Source organism: Bradyrhizobium sp. WSM1743 (assembly GCF_000473065.1).
In the GTDB taxonomy this organism is placed as follows: Bacteria; Pseudomonadota; Alphaproteobacteria; order Rhizobiales; family Xanthobacteraceae; genus Bradyrhizobium.
Window position 1 is genome coordinate 65,008 of sequence record NZ_AXAZ01000033.1, and the last position, 17,078, is coordinate 82,085.

Below are 17,078 nucleotides of genomic sequence, written 5' to 3' on the forward strand. Positions count from 1 at the left end.
AAGCGCGCGGACCCTCGCCGCGAACTGCATCGCTCGACCTTTGCCACGCTGATCTAGACAAGCTGCGTTTACACAGCTGATCAAAGTCAGCATGATCAATGGCTCGCATCATGGCTGACTCTCGCGTTGGGTGACCTGGCGGATATGGCCGAGCCTTCGTGCCTCAGTGCTCAGCGCCTCTGTCCGGTCGCGTGATTCCGCGCTTCGAAGGCGCTAGGGGGGCCGTACAGGCACGTCGCGAAAATTATCCGGTAACTGGCCGGTGAGGCTTTCCAGGAAGGCTACGATGTCCGCAACATCTTGCTGAGCAAGATCCTTTCCCAGCTGCACCTTGGCCATGATACGCATGGCTTCTGGCAGAGTGTTGATTGCTCCGTCGTGGAAATACGTGGAGCAGGGCAGGGACGACTTCTGCCCTTGACCCATTGCTGGTATCCTCAATTGGATCAAGTAGTCGAGACGGTCTCGCCTAGACCGAGCAACCCCTGGCTCCGGAAGCCCGCGGACAAGGGGCCGGCGTCGAGACAGGCGCGATCTCCTGCGCGCCGATCATGTGCCTCCCTTGAATGTCGGGAACTTAGGAGTGAATTCGGAGTTTCCCATCAGTTTCCCAGATGGAGGGTGCCATGCGAAGAACGATTTTGGTTCTGACAGTCATTTTTTGTGCGCCAACGACAGTGATGGCGTTGCCAGCCGGACGGGCGGTAGTCGGAGATGCTGAATTGGGAGCTGCTGGCGTTGCCATCCAGCCAGGTCAAATCGCTCCCGGCGGCATCGCCGGAAGTGGCGACCAAGACTTCTGGGGACCAAACGTGATCCTTGCCAAGGGTGACAAGTCTGCAACCGGGCCTGGCGCTGGCGGCCACAAGGGCGCCCACAAGGGTGAGCGCAAGGGCGGCCAGAAGCATGAAAACGATAAGGGTAAAGCTAAGGGTAAGTGAGCGTATCCGCGCAGCCACAAAGCATCGCGCCGTCGAGCGGCACTCGGGCCTATCGGCGGCCTTGATGCTGTCAGGTTGATCCGAACCAATTTGTTCGTGAACTACCGATCGCTCTTGCCGTTGTGCCGCATCTGGGCCGCCTGCGACTGCGTGCGCCGAGGGAACAACCCATGAGGACCGGTTCGCGCCAGCATTTGGATTCAGGCAGCACCGAGAATCGAACCTACCTCGAGTCGCTGATCCGCGAGGATTTCGAGCGATGCCATCCCCGGCGAGACGCTGGAAGATCTCAGCTGGCGCGGCAGATCAGGGAAATCACGCCTGATTTTCCCGTGCTTTACATGACGAGCGCCAGCGCGCCGGACTGGGAATCGCAGGGCGTCGATGGCTGCGTCCTGATCCAGAAGCCCTTTGCGCCGGCGCAATTGGCCGCCGCCATCTCGCAGCTACTCGATGGGCCCTCGCCGGCTTGACCCGAGATCGTTGTGCGAGCCCGCGGTAGTGGGCTCAGCGTGGGGTGACGCCCCGTCCGCGCGTGCGGCCCTGGCGCGGGCCGCCGCTACCGCCATCCAGTCCCGCAGCAGGCCTCTGTCCTCCTTCGAAAATGACGCGCCACTTGCTCCCACCCGCTGATGCCATCACCCAGGTTGATGTCCGTGAGCAGCGCCCGACATCCCTCGCGGCCCTCGCGAAAGGTGGACAGGGCCGCCTCGCCCGAATGGACCGAGCAGGCCTCGAAACCGCCGTCGAGCAAGGCGTCCTCAATGAAGCTGCAGATCAGCGCCTCATCCTCCACGACCAGAACACGAACGGCATTACCCACCTTCAAGCCTCAAGCCACCGGCACACCGTAGAAGGCGTTCACGGACCGCGTGGTCACGGGGTCGCTCCAATTCCAACTGCTCTCGTCGGCGTATTTGGGGGCGCTGCGGAGCTGGTCCTGGGTGATGCCGGTGACGTAGCCGCCGAGGTTGGTGTCGTATTTCAGCGCCTGCCAGGGCAGCGGGTAGTGATCGTCGCCGATGCCGAGCAGGCCGCCGAAGCTGAGCACCGCATACGACACCTTGCCGCTGACCTTGTCGATCATGAGCCGTTCGATGTAGCCGACCTTTTCGCCGTCGACCCCGTACACGTTCGTGCCCTCGACCTTGTCGCTTCGATGACACTGAACGTCTCGCGCTCTTCCATGGCCATGTTGATCTCCGGGGTGTTGCCTCTTGAGTCAACCGCACGATGATCTCACCGTTCCTGGCTAAAAGCCCCTTGCCGCGGCCACCGGACCGGATGAGGCTGCCGCGACGCCCGCCCTAGAAAGGCGCCCGGCCTCGAAGTCCTGCGCGGAGCGGATTACGGAAAGATCCAGCCTCGCTCTTGCAGATCCTAGTTTGGCGCTGGATCGGAGGCCGTTCCGGAGATCAGCCGCCTCGCCGACAGGGCCGGCCCGTCGCAGTGTCGAGGTCCAAGGAGCAAACCGTCGGTGCCCGCGTTTTCCGTATCTGTCACGGTGATCATCACGCCTGGAGCCAAGAGGTCATGCGCGCGGCCAAGGAGAGTAGACGGTCCAAGAGGTCCCGCTTCCTTCGCGACGCGATGGTCGACGTCCAGATTGCCAGCCGCGGCATTCGCAACAAGCGGGTCCTGCTCTCTATGCGGCAGATCCCCCGCGAAATCTTCCTTGAGCGGCGGTTCGCGGCCGCCGCTTACGAAGACGGTGCCGTGCCGATCCCGAAGGGACAAACCCTCTCTCAGCCCTACATCGTCGCCAAAATGCTCGAGGCTGCTGCGATCGCGAAGTCCGACCGAGTGCTGGAGATCGGCGCAGGTTCAGGTTATCTGGCGGCCCTGGCCGCCAATCTCGGCCGGGAGGTTTGCGCGGTGGAGCGCCATAAACATTGGTGCAGCGTGCCCGATCGCGCCTTCGGCATCTCGGTTGTCGGAACGTGGATCTGCGCCACGGGGACGGCACCGCGGGTTGGCCGGACGGGGGCGAGTTCGACGTGATCCTGGTGTCGGCCACCAGCGCTGAGATACCCGCGGCCCTCACCATGCAACTAGCTCCCTCCGGACGACTGATCATTCCGCTCGGCAACCCGGACGGCGTGCAGCGGCTGACGAAGCTGACACGCGCGCCGGACGGCCGCTTCGTAGAGGAGGAGATCGAGGAGGTGCGTTTCGTTCCTCTCGTTTCCGGGTGAGCGACTAACGAGCCGAGTCGCCCAAATTCGCATGCGGCACGTCAGGCGAGGGCTCGCAGTCGCCCAAGCTCCGCATAACCGGTCGCGCCGTCATTCGGTTGCCGCGCTGCGGGAGGTGAGGCACACGAGCACGAGACCGAGGGCAACTGCGATCAGAAACGTTCCCGCCGATATTTCGACGTGACCGCGTGCCCGCCGCGGCTGCTTCTGAACCGTCCACATTTGGCCGACCTCGCAAACGATTCCGACCAACGGACGCGCTGCGCCTTCGTTCCGAGCGACCGCGAATGTCTCTGGCGCTGCTTCACGGAACGAATCGCCCGCGACGCGTTGAGTCCGCATGTGTGCCGTGGCGTTGCGTCAGTCTCGTTCGGGAGTATCGGGCGTCGCCGGCGCCCGCAAAGCAGCGATCCCAGATTACATCGAGCCCTGCGATGCCACGCTGCGCGAAAGACCGCCCCGGGGCGAGGGCTGGGTCTACGAAATCAAGGCCGACGGCTACCGCGCGCAACTGCATCTCGAAAACGGCGACGCCAAAGTCTATTCCCGCACGGGCCTGGACTGGACCGAGCAGTTCTCGTCGATTGCCGCAAGCGCGCGCCGGCTCAAAGCTAACAGCTTAATCATTGACGGCGAAGCAGTGGTCTACGGCAGCGGCGGCCTGCCGGATTTTCAGCAGCTCAGGCGCGAGCTCGGTCCCAAGCGCAGCGCGCGCGTGCGTTACCACGCCTTCGATCTCCTGTATCTCGACGGGTACGATCTGCGCGACGCGGCGTATGAGGACCGCAAGCGATTGCTGCAGCACCTTCTGAAAGGCGCACCGGAGACTTTCATCTACGTCGAAGCGCTCGAGGCCGATGGCAACGTGATCTTCGAGAAGGGCTGCAAGCTTGGCCTGGAGGGACTCGTCGCCAAGCGGCTCGGCCGGCCGTACCGCTCGGGTCGGCAGGAGAGCTGGATCAAGGTCAAATGCAAGAAGAGCGAGACGTTTCCGATCGTCGCCTTCGTCGAAAAACTGGGAGCGTATCCGCGCAAGATCGCCTCGCTTTACGTGGGCCGTCGCGAGAACGGTGGGCTGGTCTACGCAGGCAAGGTCCGCACCGGCTACACGGAGACGACCGCACGCGAAGTGCGCGAGAAGCTGGATCGACTGATCCGGCGAACCTCACCGCTCGATGTTCGCGTGAACAAGCCGAAGGCGACCTGGGTCGAGCCGAGCGTACTGGCCGAGGTGGAGTATGGCGCATTGACGGATGACGGCCTGCTGCGTGAAGCCGTGTTCAAAGGGCTCCGCGAAGACCTTGCTGTGCGGAAGGTCAAAGGACCACGGCTGGTGCCCGGCTCCAGAGGACAGCGGAAGCTCGGCGTTCCCAAGGAGAACATCCTCCAGCTTCTTCCCGATGCGACGGTGCCTTCCAAGGAAGAGCTGGCGGACTATTGGAAGCGGGTCTGGAGGAAGGCGCTGCCGCATCTCGGCCGACGGCCTCTCAAGCTGGTGCGGCATGTGCACGGCACCACGTTCTACCACAAGGGCCCGCTTCCCAAGGACATTCCCGAATCCGTGCACCAGCTCCGCATCCAGAAGCGCGAAGGCGGCCAGGGCACGCGCCTCTGGGTCGACAGTCTCGAGGGCCTGCTGGGCCTCGTCGAAATTGGGGCGGTCGAGCTGCACCCGTGGAATTCGACGACTGAGGACTTCGAAAACGCCGACCGCATAGTCATCGACCTCGATCCGGGCGAGGGCGTGGAATGGGAGGCGGTGGCCGACACCGCGCTCGAGCTCCGCGCGCTCATGAAGCGGGAAGGCTTCGACGCCTGGCCCAAACTGACCGGCGGCAAGGGCGTCCATCTGATGGCGCCGCTCGACGCGCCGATGCTGCACGACCAGGCGCATCGTATCGCCCGCAGCCTCTGCTCAGAGTTCGCCGCACGCGACCCCGATCGGTACATCCTCTCGGCGCAAGCGCGGCGGAGGGGGCGGATCTTACTGGACTACTTGCGTAACGGACGCGGCACGACCGCCATCGGCACCTATTCGCCGCGGGCGCGTGAACGCTTCCCGATCGCCGCGCCGGTGACCTGGGCGCGCATCGAACGAGGGATCAGGCCGGACGCATTCACGATCGAGAACCCATTCCGGGTGAAGAGGAGGTGACCATGGCGGATGCATTCGACCGCTGGATCGAGTGGGCCAACAACCCGCCGGGCCAAAGACCTGGGCTTGCGTCCGATGTCCACGCCAGCGTGATGTCTCTGGATCAAGAGGATCGTACCGACCGGCAAAAGGTCAATGGCGCCGTCGAGCATCGAGCCGAGTTGCGGCGAACGGGGCGGACCGCCTGGATCTATCTCGACGACTTCGATCGCGGAACACAGCGGACTATCGGCGATCCTGAATGGGTGAAGATATTCGCGTCCGCCGAAGCCGCCGACAGATGGTTCGACGAGCACGATCCGGAGGGCGTTGCGTGGGAGTACGAGATCGAAGGCGGGCCGCGGCAAGCGTCCGTCTGGATCTTCCTCGCCGATGAAGGCTCCAGAGAAATCGGCGATCCGGGCTGGGTCAAGCTGTTCGCCTCGGAAGAGGCCGCCGAGAACTGGCTTGAGCAGAACGCTCCGAGCGGCCAGTCTTGGGAATATCCGGTCGAGGAGTGAGACGTGAGCAGGTTCGTGGACAGTTCGGTCTGGTTCGCGGCCGCCTTTGCGCGCGACCGTAACAACGGACTCGCCAAGTCCATTCTGCTCAGCCTCGATGGATGGCGACTTGACGACAGCTCACGCCCCAAAGCCGAAGATAGCGATGATGCCCGGCTCGGCAGCGGTTGAGGCAAGACCGGACCTCGCGGAGGCGCAACCAAACCGACGCGATTGACCCATCTGCGACATAGGCAGCATCGAAATCCCGTAGCGCAGCAGTCTCCTGCTGTAGCCGAGGTGTGTTATGCTTCCAGTCGGAAGCACGGAGGGACCGGGAGTGAACCGGCGCTCATGCATCATGCTGCTCGGCGGCGCGGCGGCTTGGCCGCTCGCAGCGCGTGCGCAGCGAGGCGAGGTCTGCGCGATTTCGGTTACTTCGAAGGAAGCAACTTGATCATCGAGTATCGGTCGGCCGACGGTCGGGCCGAGCGGTTTCCGGATCTCGCATCCGAATTGGTTGGCCTCAAACTCGACCTGATCCTGGCGAGAGGCACTCCTGCCACCACGGCGGTTCAGAACGCGACCAGAACGATTCCAGTAGTCATGATGACAATGGGCGGCCCCGGTGCGCTCGTAGCGAGCTTCGCGCGGCCGACCGGCAACATCACGGGAGTGATTACTTTCAGCACCGAACTGACAGCGAAACGGGTTCAGGTTCTCAAAGAACTGGTTCCGAGCCTCACGCGAGTTGCGTTGCTTCACAACATGGGCAATCCAGCTGTCCCAGCCGAATGGGAAGAGACAAAGATAGCGGCACGCTTGCTGGGTCTCGAGGCTGAGCTTCTTGACGTGCGGAGCGAGGGTGACCTGAGCGACGCATTCGAACTGGTGGTGCGGCGGCATATCGACGGCCTCGTCGTTGGGGCAGACGGTCTCACCCAAATGCATCAACAAATGATCGTTGAATGGGTAGCCCGCAACCGTGTGCCCGCCGTCTTCCCAGCCCGCGAGTTCGTCGAAGCCGGGGGCTTGATCGCTTACGCGGTAAACTATCTTGACCTCTATTTCCAGCTCGCAACCTTTATCGATAAGATCTTTAAAGGCGCAAAGCCAAGCGATTTGCCGGTGCAACAGCCGACCAAGTTCGAGTTGACGATCAATCTTGGGACAGCGAACGCGCTCGGCCTCGAAGTCCCGCCGACGCTGCTCGCCGGGGCCGACAAGGTGATCGAATAGAGGACCTGCTTGCTGCGTGCATTAATCGGGAATTGGCCCTTCGCGACATATTGCTCCGCCGCACGATGTCGGCAGCTAACGGGGCACAGCGGAAGTCGAGCTGTGGGGTCGGTTGCGGAGGGGCGCCGCTCGTGGACCCAATCCGGACTAAGCGTTGACCGCGTCAATCCGGCCCGCACGATCCCAGCAAGTCTATTGCCATCTTTTTGCGGTGCCCAGACCCAGATGGCTGGAACGCCGTGCTGCTGCCCCTGCTTGTNACTGCACAGCAATGCCGACGCTCGGAANGTTTTTGAGCGCCCCGCGAGGAGACACTCGACATNAAAGCATTTTGTGCAGTAGCGGCCATAGGTCTGGGCCTGATGAGCTCAATGGGTTCAGCCTACTCTCAACCATATAGTGGCCCCGGGTCCGGGTCCGGGTATGGACGGGAATATACGGGCCCGGGGTCCGGGTCGGGGTACGGGCGGGACTACGTAGGCCCGGGGTCCGGGTCGGGACTGGGGCGGTGCCGCACGATCATCCAGAGAATCTGGCGTAGTGGTGAGCGCGTGGTCGTCCGCCGTCGCGTTTGCGGCTGAATCCGCCTGGACCCCTGGCTCCGGAAGCCCGCGCACAAGCAGGGNCGGCGTCGAGACCGGCGTGATCTCCTGGGGGAAACGCTAGCGGNGGCTCCGAGCCTCGCAGCTTCTGCGGTGCTTGACCCGTGTTGCAGAGCTGAGCGTGTCTCAGAGGCTTGATCATGCCTGCTGTGGGCCGCTCCATGGCGCGGTCTGCATCTATTCCGGAATCGAGAGCGGACCCCGGCTGGGGTGGGGTGAGGGTATCGCCGGGGCCAGATGTCGCTCCACCGAGTGCGGACATTAAAAGACGTACGCCGAACGAGGCCGGGCAGCACAGTAGCGCTCCAGATTCGATCTTGAAGATGACGATCCATCTCTAAGCATTGATGGCGCCGGTGGTCCCGTCGATGATGGCTTCGAACACGGCACTTTGGGTCCGCTTGTCTGCCCGTACGCGAAGTCATGACCAGCTCCGAAAACGGTCTGATCATGAGGGTAGACCGGAAATGGTTGCCAAGGGGCAGAATGAGGCGGCTGACCCTAGCGGACATGCTGTGCCGGTTATGCCCCTGAGCACAGCACCCTTCTCCGCAGGCTTAGCTCTCTGGTTTCGCATTATGCGGTCATTAGCCCGACCTTTGCCGGCATCGCAGTCGATGATTGAAGGTCATAGCTGCCGCTGTCGTGATCAGCACGATCGATACATCTCTTGCAGACGCTTTCCGCTCAGAAAGATAGTGTGAGGAGTCAGTCCACCCCTGCGAGCGATCCAGCGGCGCACCGACGTGGGATAGGTCGAGTACAGCATCAAGGTTGATTCGGGATCAGTGAAGGCGCGACCACGGGCGCCGTAATTCCAGGCCGCATGGAAGCCGAGCGTCGCGCGCGAAGTTACGCAGATCTTATCGTGAGGGAGCGCGCTGAGAACCATAGTGCACGCCGAGGCACAGAGACCATCGATGATCACGGATTCGCCCGATGAGGCTAGGCGTTGATATTTAACGATGTAAGTCGCGATCAGACCGCCTCGATCATTCGTGATGCGTACTGCAGAAGTTGCCTCTGACGCATTCAGGATTAGCAGAATTGCCACAAGAAATCCCGTGACGCACCTCATGTCCCACCCCTTGGGTTCGAGCAACCGATTTAGATCGCATGCGTGATGCGCGAAGCTGCGACAGGCTTGTTCAGGTTCATGGCATTATCTGGGCACGCGCAGCGGAGGACGGCGGCACCGGGTCCCGATTGGAGTTCAGGACCTCCTTGATTTCTACCCGTTGCTTTTGGCCTATACCGACGAAGACCAGCGTTCGCCCAAATGCCGGCTGTTAGGAGTAAACCGGAAATGGCTGACGAGCAGCCGAACCGACGCGATTGACCCATTAACAGCGAAGCTGATTTCAGCCCTGTCAATGTACCCGTTTTAGCCGATACGATGCTGGTTCCCGACAAATGAGGGAGCCCATGAAGCGGCGAGAAGTTCTTGGTGTTATTGGTGGAGCAACAGCATGGCCGCTCGCGGTTTGGGCGGAGCAGCCCAAAAACGTACCTCGAATTGGCTTCCTGGTGACGGGTGCGGTTGAATCTCCCGAGGCGCGCGCATCCTTGAAAGCCTTCGATCGGGGACTACGCGAATACGGCTATATTGGTGGTCAGAACGTGCTCGTAGAGGTCCGAGCGGCGGACTTAAACGTTGAGCGGTTTCCGGCTCTGGCGAGTGAACTGATCCGTCTAAACGTCGATCTCATCGTCGCATCTAATTCGCTCGCCGCGCGCGCCGTACCGCGAGCGACAACCACTATTCCCATTGTCGTGCCGGTTATGGGCGATCCTGTCGGAGACGGGCTTGTTGCTAGTCTCGCTCGACCGGGAGGGAACATCACCGGCTTAACTTTCCTCGGCCCGCAGCTTGTCCCCAAGCGTCTAGCTCTGCTCAAGGAAGCGCTACCCACTGCTTCGCAGGTGGCCGCGCTCTGGCATCCCCGCGCCTATGGCGAGCGCACGATGAATGACATGATGAACGAAGCAGAGGAGGCGGCACTCTCCCTGGGAATGCACCTTCGACTTGTTGCTGTGCACGCTCCCGACGACTTGGAGCGCGCATTTTCCACGGTTGCTGGAGAACGTGCCGATGCCCTTCTCATATTTCCAAGCCCGATGATTTTCAATCAACGAAAACTCATTGTCGACCTCGCGGCAGAGCATCGGCTGCCTATAATGGCTATGGGCAAAGAGTTTGTACAACTCGGTGGCTTTATGTCCTATGGAGCGGACATTATCGATTTGAACAGGCGCTGCGTTGCCTACGTGGATAAGATATTTAAAGGCGCGAAGCCTGCTGACTTGCCGGTCGAACAACCCACCAAGTTTGAGCTTTTCATCAACCTCAAAACTGCAAGGACGCTTGGCATCAAGATTCCGCCCTCTCTGGTCGCTCGCGCCGACGAGGTGATCGAGTAGCAGTAGGAACCAACGTCCAGTTGTGGCCCATTGCGGCACTCGACGCCGTGCAGTGATATGTCAGGAGATCGGGGCCGACCGGAAGCCGCCCGCCGTGAACGCCAGCGGCGCTTTTGACCCAGTGCGGAACAGGGTGATGCCGGATCGAAATGGTGGAGCGAAGGCCGGTTTTGCTTCAAAGCGGCACAGTGCAGCCGATCATCTGCCCGCTGGGCTTATTGACTCCGAGAGGCTGCATGGGTCAGTGAAACCTTATCGCCACGATCCAGTTTCGCAACAATTTGCGCGATCCGTCTGGCGCGCGTCTCGGGCTTCTTCGCTGTATGCCATTTTCCGCTCCTGTGCCCTTTGAGACGTGCCCGCCTATCCTGAGAAGGTCCGTTCACCGGAGTAGACCGGAAGTCGCCGTGATCCGGTAAAACCGACGCGGATGACCCATAGCCGACTTGGAGGCCACTCACACTCTCATCATCCGCTAGCCAAGACTATGTCAAAATGCGCGATCATCGCGTGTTTCTCGAGATGCGGTGGAGGCTCTTGCAATTTGACAATCAGCCGGTCGGGGTGCGGGGCCGCGTTGAGCCAGCGGTCGATCAGGTTTTCGGCTTCGCCAGCGAAATAGAGCTGGGTTACCAGGCGATCAAAGCGGCCCTCCACGGTAAGGTGAATGTGCGGCGGCCTGATTTCGCCTTCTGGCGTCGGATAGCGGCCCGGTTTTATCGTACGAAAACTGTAGCCGCCCGACGCGTCTGCGGTGAGGCGCGCGAAACCTTTGAAATTGGGATCGAGTGGCGCCGGGTTCATATCGCTCGGATGACGATACTTCCCCGCAGCGTTTGCTTGCCAGACATCGATAAGGGCATGTGACACCGGCTCTCCAGAAGAAGTGAGCACGCGCCCCCTGACATAGATGAGCTGGCCCTGCGCCTCGGCGGCGCTGCCCAATGGGCGCGCCAGATCGCTTGCCAGATCGGGACGCTCCCGGATTGGATAAAACGGGCCGACGATCTGCGGCGGCGTGATCGCAAATGCTGCTGTATCGCGGCGGCCCGTCGGGCCTTTGCATCTGGCATCGCTCATCAGGGCAGCTTGATATCCGCGTCCTTGACGATCTTGGCCCAGTGGGCGACATCGGACCGGATTCCGTCGCCAAATTCTGCGGCGGTGCCGCCGACGGGTACGGCTCCTATCTTGTCGAGCGAAGCACGGATTTTAGGCTCAGCAAGAACCTTGTTGATCGCTTTGTTGAGCTGCGAGGTGATCTCCGCAGGCGTGCCCCGTTTCGCGGCAAAGCCGATCCAATCGGCCGTGACGAGATCTGGAAAGCCTGCCTCGGCTACCGAGGGAACGCTCTTGAGAGCGGCGATCCGCGTAGGCGCGGTGACGGCAAGAGCGCGCAGCTTGCCCGTTTCGATGAGGTCGATAACCGGAAGCGTGGTGACGAACATGTATTCGACGTTGCCGCCGATCAGATCGGAGATGGCCTGCGAAAACTGCTGATAAGGTACGTGGGTGGCGTGCACGCCGGCCTGCAATGCGAACATCTCGCCGATCAGGTGCGAAGGTGTGCCGAAGCCAGCGGATGCGAAGTTAAGCTTCCCGGGCTTGCTCTTAAGCAGCGCGACCAGCTCGGGCAGGGAATTGACGGGCAACGATGGCGTGGTGACGAGCACGGTGTAGGATGTCGAAATCTTGACGACGGGATCGAAATCCACGTCGGGCCGTGTCTCTGCCTTCGGAAGCAGCGTCGGAGTCACCATCATCGGCAGGCTCATGGTGAGCAGCGTATAGCCGTCCGCCGGATGGCCGCTGACGTCGTTCATTGCGATAGTCTGCAGAGCGCCCGGCCGATCTTCCACCACGAGCCGCCAACCTTCGTTGGCCGCAAGCCCATCGGCCACCATCCGGCTGATGATGTCGGGCGGCGTGCCGGCGCTCGTCGGGACGACAATTCGAATGAGGTTAGAAGGATACGGTTGCGCGGCGACCTGACGGGGCAACAACGATGCTGCGAGCGCCCCCAGCAGAAACGTGCGACGGGGCAGGCGGAAGTGCGGTGTTTCCGACATGGTGCTTGCTCCAAATCTCGCCAGTGAGAAATCACTCTCGATTTGCAGCTTGTTCCCGATCCCTATATAAGGAAAGTTCTGTTTTCCGATCCTTGTATTCCATTTCAGAAAGGGTCGCATGCTCGATGCATCCCGGATCAGCCAGCGTATCAAGCTGCGGCAACTGAGTGTCTTCGTCGCCGTCGTCGAGCACGGGAGCATGGCCAAGGCGGCCGAGCATCTCTCGATTTCGCAGCCCGTCATTTCCAAGATGATCGCGAGCCTTGAGCAAACGCTCGGCCTTCCGCTCCTCGAGCGAAGCCGTCTGGGGGTGACGCCCACACTCTACGGTGAGGCGTTGCTCAAACGTAGCATCGCCCTGAGCAACGATTTGCGAAGCGGCGTGGACGAACTGCAAGCGCTGGCCGATCCGACCATCGGCGAATTGCGCATCGGCAGTACGGAACCTGTGATGGCTGGCCTGCTGCCAGCCATCATCGATCGGCTATCCCGGCAATATCCGAGGCTCGCGCTCCATATCATCGAGGGCGAACCGCCGGAGCTTCAGGACCGCTATCTGCGCAACCACGATATCGATCTGATGATCGGGCGGCTCCCGAGCCCGACGCCTGCTGCCGACACCGATGTGCAGGAGCTGTTGCACGAAAGCGGCGTGGTCGTTGCAGGCTTGAACAATCCGTGGGTGCGGCGGCGCAAGATCCGCCTCGCCGAGCTCGTCAACGAGCGCTGGTGCCTGCCACCGCGCGAAAGTTTTCCGGGCGGCTGGATTGCCAACGCATTTCACGCGTCCGCACTCGAGGTGCCGCGGCCCAGCGTGACCGTGTACTCGATCCTGATGCAGTCGGCATTGCTGGCATCGGAGCGCTTCCTGAGCTTCCTTCCCGCATCGATGCTGCATTACAGCGCCAAGCGGCTGTCGATGAAAATCTTGCCGGTCGAAATGCCTGCGCAGATGTGGCCGATCGGAATCATCACGCTGAAGGGCCGAACTCCGAGTCCAGCGCGGCGGCTATTCATCGACTGCGCGCTGGAGATAGCCAAGCCGCTCGCTGGCAAGCGAACACCTGACCGGTAAATTCAAGCGATGCACTTCCGCTTTTGGCCCATCGCGTCATTTCGCTGTTGCGCAGCACCGCGTCGCCTTAGGGGCAAAGCGGACATCAACCAGCAGATCACCCCGGTCGAATCGGTCGAAAATGACCCTGAACCAACTAACCTGATGCGCCGCGCGTCCGGTACTGAGAGTAGACTGGAATTTGCGTCGGCCCGGGCAAATATCGACCAATCCTGCTCGGTCGAGGTGAGTGCCAACGCCAATCTCAAGCTCCGGCCCGCGCGGCGGCAGGATGCTTTTGAGCAGCAATAATGGAAGGCCTGAGAGGAGCCAGGCCTTCGTGTCTTTGTGCGTCCAAGTTCTCTACGGCGCGCTACGGACCCATCCGCGCCGACGCCGGGTGGCCCGGCACCTGGAAACGCTTGCCGGTATCGGTCACGCTGGTCCCATCGACCTTAAGAATTGAGAAGTCCTGGCTTAGGTAGTTGCCGATGAGGATATATTTGCCGTCAGGCGTGAACATCGCGGCTTCCGGCAATCCTCCGACCTCGATATCGCTCATTTTGGTGACCTTCTTGCCGTCGATCTTGAGCACCGAGACGCTGCCGTTCTTTTCATGGAAGAACGCTTTCTTCATATTTGAGCCGCGCAGGATAACCGAAACGGCGAGATCGCCTTTCGGGCTGATCGCAAGTCCCTCGGGCCCGTCACCCACTACTACGCGATCGATGATGCGAGGCGGATTGGCTTCGAGATCGATCACGCTTGTTGTATCGACGCTGCCATCCGAGGAGCCTGCGCCGCCATTGTCCGAGGTAAGCGCGATCTTGCCCCCAGGTGCCACTGCGACGTTGTATGGCCACTGGCCGGTAGGCAGGTCGATCTTGCTGTAGGTCACCTTGTCGCCAGCGACATCCAGTACAGAGATCTTGTGAGCGGGAAACCGGACGACCAACGCGCGTTTGCCGTCGGACGTAAATGTTACATGCGCAACGCTGTCGGACATCGCTACGGTGTCAGTAATCTTGACATCGCTGCCGTTGACCGAAAGTACGCTGATTGAATTGTCGCCGCGGTTGGCGACCAGCGCCATCTTGCCGTCCGGACTGAAACTCAATCCAGAGGGCTGTTTGCCAGCGATTAGCGTGGCCGCAAGCTTTGGCGGATTGGCGGTGAGGTCTATCACATAGACTTTGTTGTCCGGCACCTGTTTTAGCGCGTCGCCCTCCTTGAGTACGTCGACTGAGTCCGCCACCAGCGCCACGGTGCCGCTCGGGTCGATCGCAACATTGACTGGTGGGCCGACCACCGAGTTCTTCAGCGGCAGGGAAGCGACGATCTTCGGGCTCTCAGGGTCTGCGACGTCGACGATGAGAACCTGGTCTTTGCCTGGTGCAGCCAGGATCGGCTTGCCGTCATCGTCCCATAGGAGTTTCTCGTCGAGGCCGACGATCATGAACGGCTTTGCAAGCGCAGAGCCGAGAAGGCTCGCACCCAGAATGGTCGCGGTTGCGATTGATAATGCGATGACACGTCTGGCTAACATCGTCGTCCTCCCAGAATATCCGGCTTTCTGCACTCCGGTCTTGACAGGTTACGCTCGGAACCACGCGATCGCCAGCGTCGCAGCCCCCTTGGCGGACGTACACCTAAGTCCGTTGTTGGGCCGATTGAGACCTTCCCACCAGTACTGAAGACGTCCGCTCGCAAGGGCTGAGCGGAAATCATAGCCGCAGGGCCAAACCGACGCGAATGACCCAATCCGGACTAAGCCGTTGACCGCGTCAATCCGGCCCGCACGATCCCAGCAAGTCTATTGCCATCTTTTTGCGGTGCCCAGACCCAGATGGCTGGAACGCCGTGCTGCTGCCCCTGCTTGTTACTGCACAGCAATGCCGACGCTCGGAAAGTTTTTGAGCGCCCCGCGAGGAGACACTCGACATCAAAGCATTTTGTGCAGTAGCGGCCATAGGTCTGGGCCTGATGAGCTCAATGGGTTCAGCCTACTCTCAACCATATAGTGGCCCCGGGTCCGGGTCCGGGTATGGACGGGAATATACGGGCCCGGGGTCCGGGTCGGGGTACGGGCGGGACTACGTAGGCCCGGGGTCCGGATCGGGACTGGGGCGGTGCCGCACGATCATCCAGAGAATCTGGCGTAGTGGTGAGCGCGTGCTCGTCCGCCGTCGCGTTTGCGGCTAAATCCGCCTGGGCCCCTGGCTCCGGAAGCCCGCGCACAAGCAGGGCCGGCGTCGAGACCGGCGTGATCTCCTGGGGGAAACGCTAGCGGCGGCTCCGAGCCTCGCAGCTTCTGCGGTGCTTGACCCGTCAGAGCTGAGCGTGTCTCAGAGGCTTGATCATGCCTGCTGTGGGCCGCTCCATGGCGCGGTCTGCATCTATTCCGGAATCGAGAGCGGGCCCCGGCTGGGGTGGGTGAAGGTATCGCCGGGGCCAGATGTCGTTCCACCGAGTGCGGACAGTAAAAAGACGTACGCCGAACGAGGCCGGGCAGCACAGTAGCGCTCCAGATTCGATCTTGAAGATGACGATCCATCTCTAAGCATTGATGGCGCCGGTGGTCCCGTCGATGATGGCTTCGAACACGGCACTTTGGGTCCGCTTGTGGCCCTCAGGCGAAGGATCACTGTCCAGTTCGGCATGGCAGCAGTTGAGGACGTGCGGAGAACGCGGCCAGATCGACGCGAATGACCCAATGCTGGCCTGCAGCGCTCGCGTGTCAGTATGACTACTTCCCAGAGTAAGTGAGCTCGATCTCCGTCCGGAACGGAGCCAATGCTGACACGTCGCTCAAGGGTGTGATGATGACGGTGTAAAGGCCTTCATCCAAAGGCAGCAAACCAAGTTCACGAGCACGAGAGAAGGCTGTCCATGCGTCGATCCCGTCCGAACTACGGGTCTGATTATACACCAAGCGTTGCTCTTGATCGTGGACGGTTACTCGAACCGTCGTGCGCAGCTTCCCGGGCGGCGCTCCGGCGTTGATCGGCTGTGCGACGGGACCGCCGAGGAGAGTTGTAAGAGCAGCCTCCTCCTTTGGTCCCGTGAAAACCATAAGGTTCAGCTCATATCGCCTCTTTCCAATGATGCGGGCGTGAAGGGTGAAGGGTGTTCCCTCGACCAGCAGGACCGGAACGGTAAATCGCGGGATGTCGTGGTGCGCCCATTTTAAGTATTGGACATACGGAGACTCGCCGTACACCCAGCCTCCCGCAATTCGGAAGACACCGACGGCGAGAAGGAAGAGTAGGATGGCAACAAGTGTTCGATGCCACGACCGCCTCAACATCTCTTGGTTGTGCTACAAGAGTGCCTAACTGGGTAAACGATGATCCGCCGTAACTTCCGCTGCTGGCCCCTAGGCGAACAAGGATGACCCCACTGCGATGGTCTGCTATCGGCGGCAGACCGGAAGCTCGCCGGGCTAGCCCTGACCGCTGCTTCTGACCCTTCTCGGACATCAGCCCGGCCCGGTGACATGCGATTCAGGCTATCCCGGCCCTTCCTGAATGATGGTTTGGACCGATAAGATACCCTTCNTGACCCTTTGGGGGCGGATATGGCGCGGCCATCAAGAACGGGCGGCAAGACGAGNCAGGCGAAGACCCGCAAGGGCCGCAAGACCACCAAGAGCAAGCGCCGCATTGCGCCAGCGGCCAGCCGAGCGAAGCGTCGTTCGGTCGCCGGTCCGAGCAAAGACCTGAAGGAGGCCCGCGAGCAGCAGGCGGCGACNGCCCAAATATTGAAGGTCATCGCAAGTTCGCCTGACGATGTGCAGCCGGTATTCGAGGCGATTGCGATCAGCGCCAACAGGCTGATTGGCGGTTTCTCTACGGCAGTGTTTCGCTATATCGACGGCATGCAACACCTGGAGGCGTTCACGCCGACCAATCCGGTCGCTGACG

Annotated in this window: 16 protein-coding genes and 3 pseudogenes; 10 read left to right on the forward strand and 9 right to left on the reverse strand. The window is 61.2% G+C overall.

Annotation, left to right across the window (positions count from 1 at the left end; genetic code table 11):
- Positions 1-213: 213 nt before the first annotated feature.
- Positions 214-426, reverse strand: a complete 213-nt coding sequence (locus tag YU9_RS0120215) for a hypothetical protein (RefSeq protein WP_027574449.1) — start codon at positions 424-426, stop codon at positions 214-216.
- A 200-nt stretch (positions 427-626) separates the two neighbouring features.
- Between YU9_RS0120215 and YU9_RS0120220 the strand changes: the two genes are divergently transcribed.
- Both YU9_RS0120220 and YU9_RS41980 read left to right on the forward strand, forming a co-directional pair.
- On the forward strand, positions 627-941 hold the full coding sequence (locus tag YU9_RS0120220; RefSeq protein ID WP_156952002.1) for a hypothetical protein: 315 nt from the start codon (positions 627-629) through the stop codon (positions 939-941).
- A 170-nt stretch (positions 942-1,111) separates the two neighbouring features.
- Positions 1,112-1,414: a hypothetical protein gene (locus YU9_RS41980; RefSeq protein ID WP_245266449.1), complete on the forward strand. Its 303-nt coding sequence runs from the start codon at positions 1,112-1,114 to the stop codon at positions 1,412-1,414.
- 86 nt (positions 1,415-1,500) lie between these two features.
- Here YU9_RS41980 and YU9_RS41985 read toward each other — a convergent pair whose 3' ends face one another.
- Together YU9_RS41985 and YU9_RS41990 are read right to left on the reverse strand one after the other, a co-directional pair.
- Positions 1,501-1,770, reverse strand: a complete 270-nt coding sequence (locus YU9_RS41985; protein ID WP_245266450.1) for a hypothetical protein — start codon at positions 1,768-1,770, stop codon at positions 1,501-1,503.
- A 3-nt stretch (positions 1,771-1,773) separates the two neighbouring features.
- Positions 1,774-2,135, reverse strand: a pseudogene (locus YU9_RS41990) (PRC-barrel domain-containing protein).
- Between the two features lie 453 nt (positions 2,136-2,588).
- On the opposite strand from YU9_RS41990, the pseudogene YU9_RS49115 reads away from it, so the two are divergent.
- The 5 genes and pseudogenes from YU9_RS49115 to YU9_RS42010 all read left to right on the forward strand — a co-directional run bounded on the left by YU9_RS49115 (position 2,589) and on the right by YU9_RS42010 (position 7,009).
- A pseudogene (locus YU9_RS49115) lies at positions 2,589-3,136 on the forward strand (protein-L-isoaspartate(D-aspartate) O-methyltransferase).
- A gap of 340 nt (positions 3,137-3,476) precedes the next feature.
- On the forward strand, positions 3,477-5,291 hold the full coding sequence (ligD, locus tag YU9_RS0120250) for a DNA ligase D (RefSeq protein WP_027574451.1): 1,815 nt from the start codon (positions 3,477-3,479) through the stop codon (positions 5,289-5,291).
- Positions 5,292-5,293: 2 nt separating this feature from the next.
- Positions 5,294-5,791, forward strand: a complete 498-nt coding sequence (locus YU9_RS42005; RefSeq protein ID WP_036017628.1) for a hypothetical protein — start codon at positions 5,294-5,296, stop codon at positions 5,789-5,791.
- Between the two features lie 3 nt (positions 5,792-5,794).
- Positions 5,795-5,962, forward strand: coding sequence for a hypothetical protein (locus tag YU9_RS47925; protein ID WP_156952004.1), 168 nt, complete (start codon positions 5,795-5,797; stop codon positions 5,960-5,962).
- Positions 5,963-6,124: 162 nt separating this feature from the next.
- Positions 6,125-7,009, forward strand: a complete 885-nt coding sequence (locus YU9_RS42010) for an ABC transporter substrate-binding protein (protein WP_084299014.1) — start codon at positions 6,125-6,127, stop codon at positions 7,007-7,009.
- 1,251 nt (positions 7,010-8,260) lie between these two features.
- Here the strand turns inward: YU9_RS42010 and YU9_RS50040 are convergent.
- Positions 8,261-8,689 (reverse strand): hypothetical protein, encoded by a 429-nt coding sequence (locus tag YU9_RS50040; RefSeq protein ID WP_084299015.1) that lies wholly within the window; start codon positions 8,687-8,689, stop codon positions 8,261-8,263.
- A gap of 347 nt (positions 8,690-9,036) precedes the next feature.
- Here YU9_RS50040 and YU9_RS0120275 point away from each other — a divergent pair, with 347 nt between their 5' ends.
- On the forward strand, positions 9,037-10,032 hold the full coding sequence (locus YU9_RS0120275; protein WP_027574452.1) for an ABC transporter substrate-binding protein: 996 nt from the start codon (positions 9,037-9,039) through the stop codon (positions 10,030-10,032).
- Positions 10,033-10,247: 215 nt separating this feature from the next.
- Here the strand turns inward: YU9_RS0120275 and YU9_RS51100 are convergent, their stop codons facing one another.
- From YU9_RS51100 to YU9_RS0120285, 3 genes are read right to left on the reverse strand one after another with little or no spacing between them, the layout of a single operon-like run.
- Complete coding sequence (locus tag YU9_RS51100; RefSeq protein ID WP_156952005.1) at positions 10,248-10,493, reverse strand: YdeI/OmpD-associated family protein; 246 nt, start codon at positions 10,491-10,493, stop codon at positions 10,248-10,250.
- Positions 10,494-10,500: 7 nt separating this feature from the next.
- Positions 10,501-11,112: a protocatechuate 3,4-dioxygenase gene (locus YU9_RS0120280; RefSeq protein WP_027574453.1), complete on the reverse strand. Its 612-nt coding sequence runs from the start codon at positions 11,110-11,112 to the stop codon at positions 10,501-10,503.
- Complete coding sequence (locus YU9_RS0120285; protein ID WP_027574454.1) at positions 11,112-12,101, reverse strand: tripartite tricarboxylate transporter substrate binding protein; 990 nt, start codon at positions 12,099-12,101, stop codon at positions 11,112-11,114. The genes YU9_RS0120280 and YU9_RS0120285 overlap by 1 nt, the downstream gene beginning before the upstream one ends.
- Positions 12,102-12,219: 118 nt before the next feature.
- Between YU9_RS0120285 and YU9_RS0120290 the strand changes: the two genes are divergently transcribed.
- Positions 12,220-13,176: a LysR family transcriptional regulator gene (locus YU9_RS0120290; RefSeq protein ID WP_027574455.1), complete on the forward strand. Its 957-nt coding sequence runs from the start codon at positions 12,220-12,222 to the stop codon at positions 13,174-13,176.
- 352 nt (positions 13,177-13,528) lie between these two features.
- Here YU9_RS0120290 and YU9_RS0120300 read toward each other — a convergent pair whose 3' ends face one another.
- Positions 13,529-14,701, reverse strand: coding sequence for a YncE family protein (locus YU9_RS0120300; RefSeq protein WP_027574457.1), 1,173 nt, complete (start codon positions 14,699-14,701; stop codon positions 13,529-13,531).
- A gap of 1,200 nt (positions 14,702-15,901) precedes the next feature.
- Positions 15,902-16,375: a DUF5625 family protein gene (locus YU9_RS0120305; RefSeq protein WP_156952006.1), complete on the reverse strand. Its 474-nt coding sequence runs from the start codon at positions 16,373-16,375 to the stop codon at positions 15,902-15,904.
- A 357-nt stretch (positions 16,376-16,732) separates the two neighbouring features.
- Here YU9_RS0120305 and YU9_RS50045 point away from each other — a divergent pair.
- A pseudogene (locus YU9_RS50045) lies at positions 16,733-17,078 on the forward strand (hypothetical protein); the annotation flags it as partial.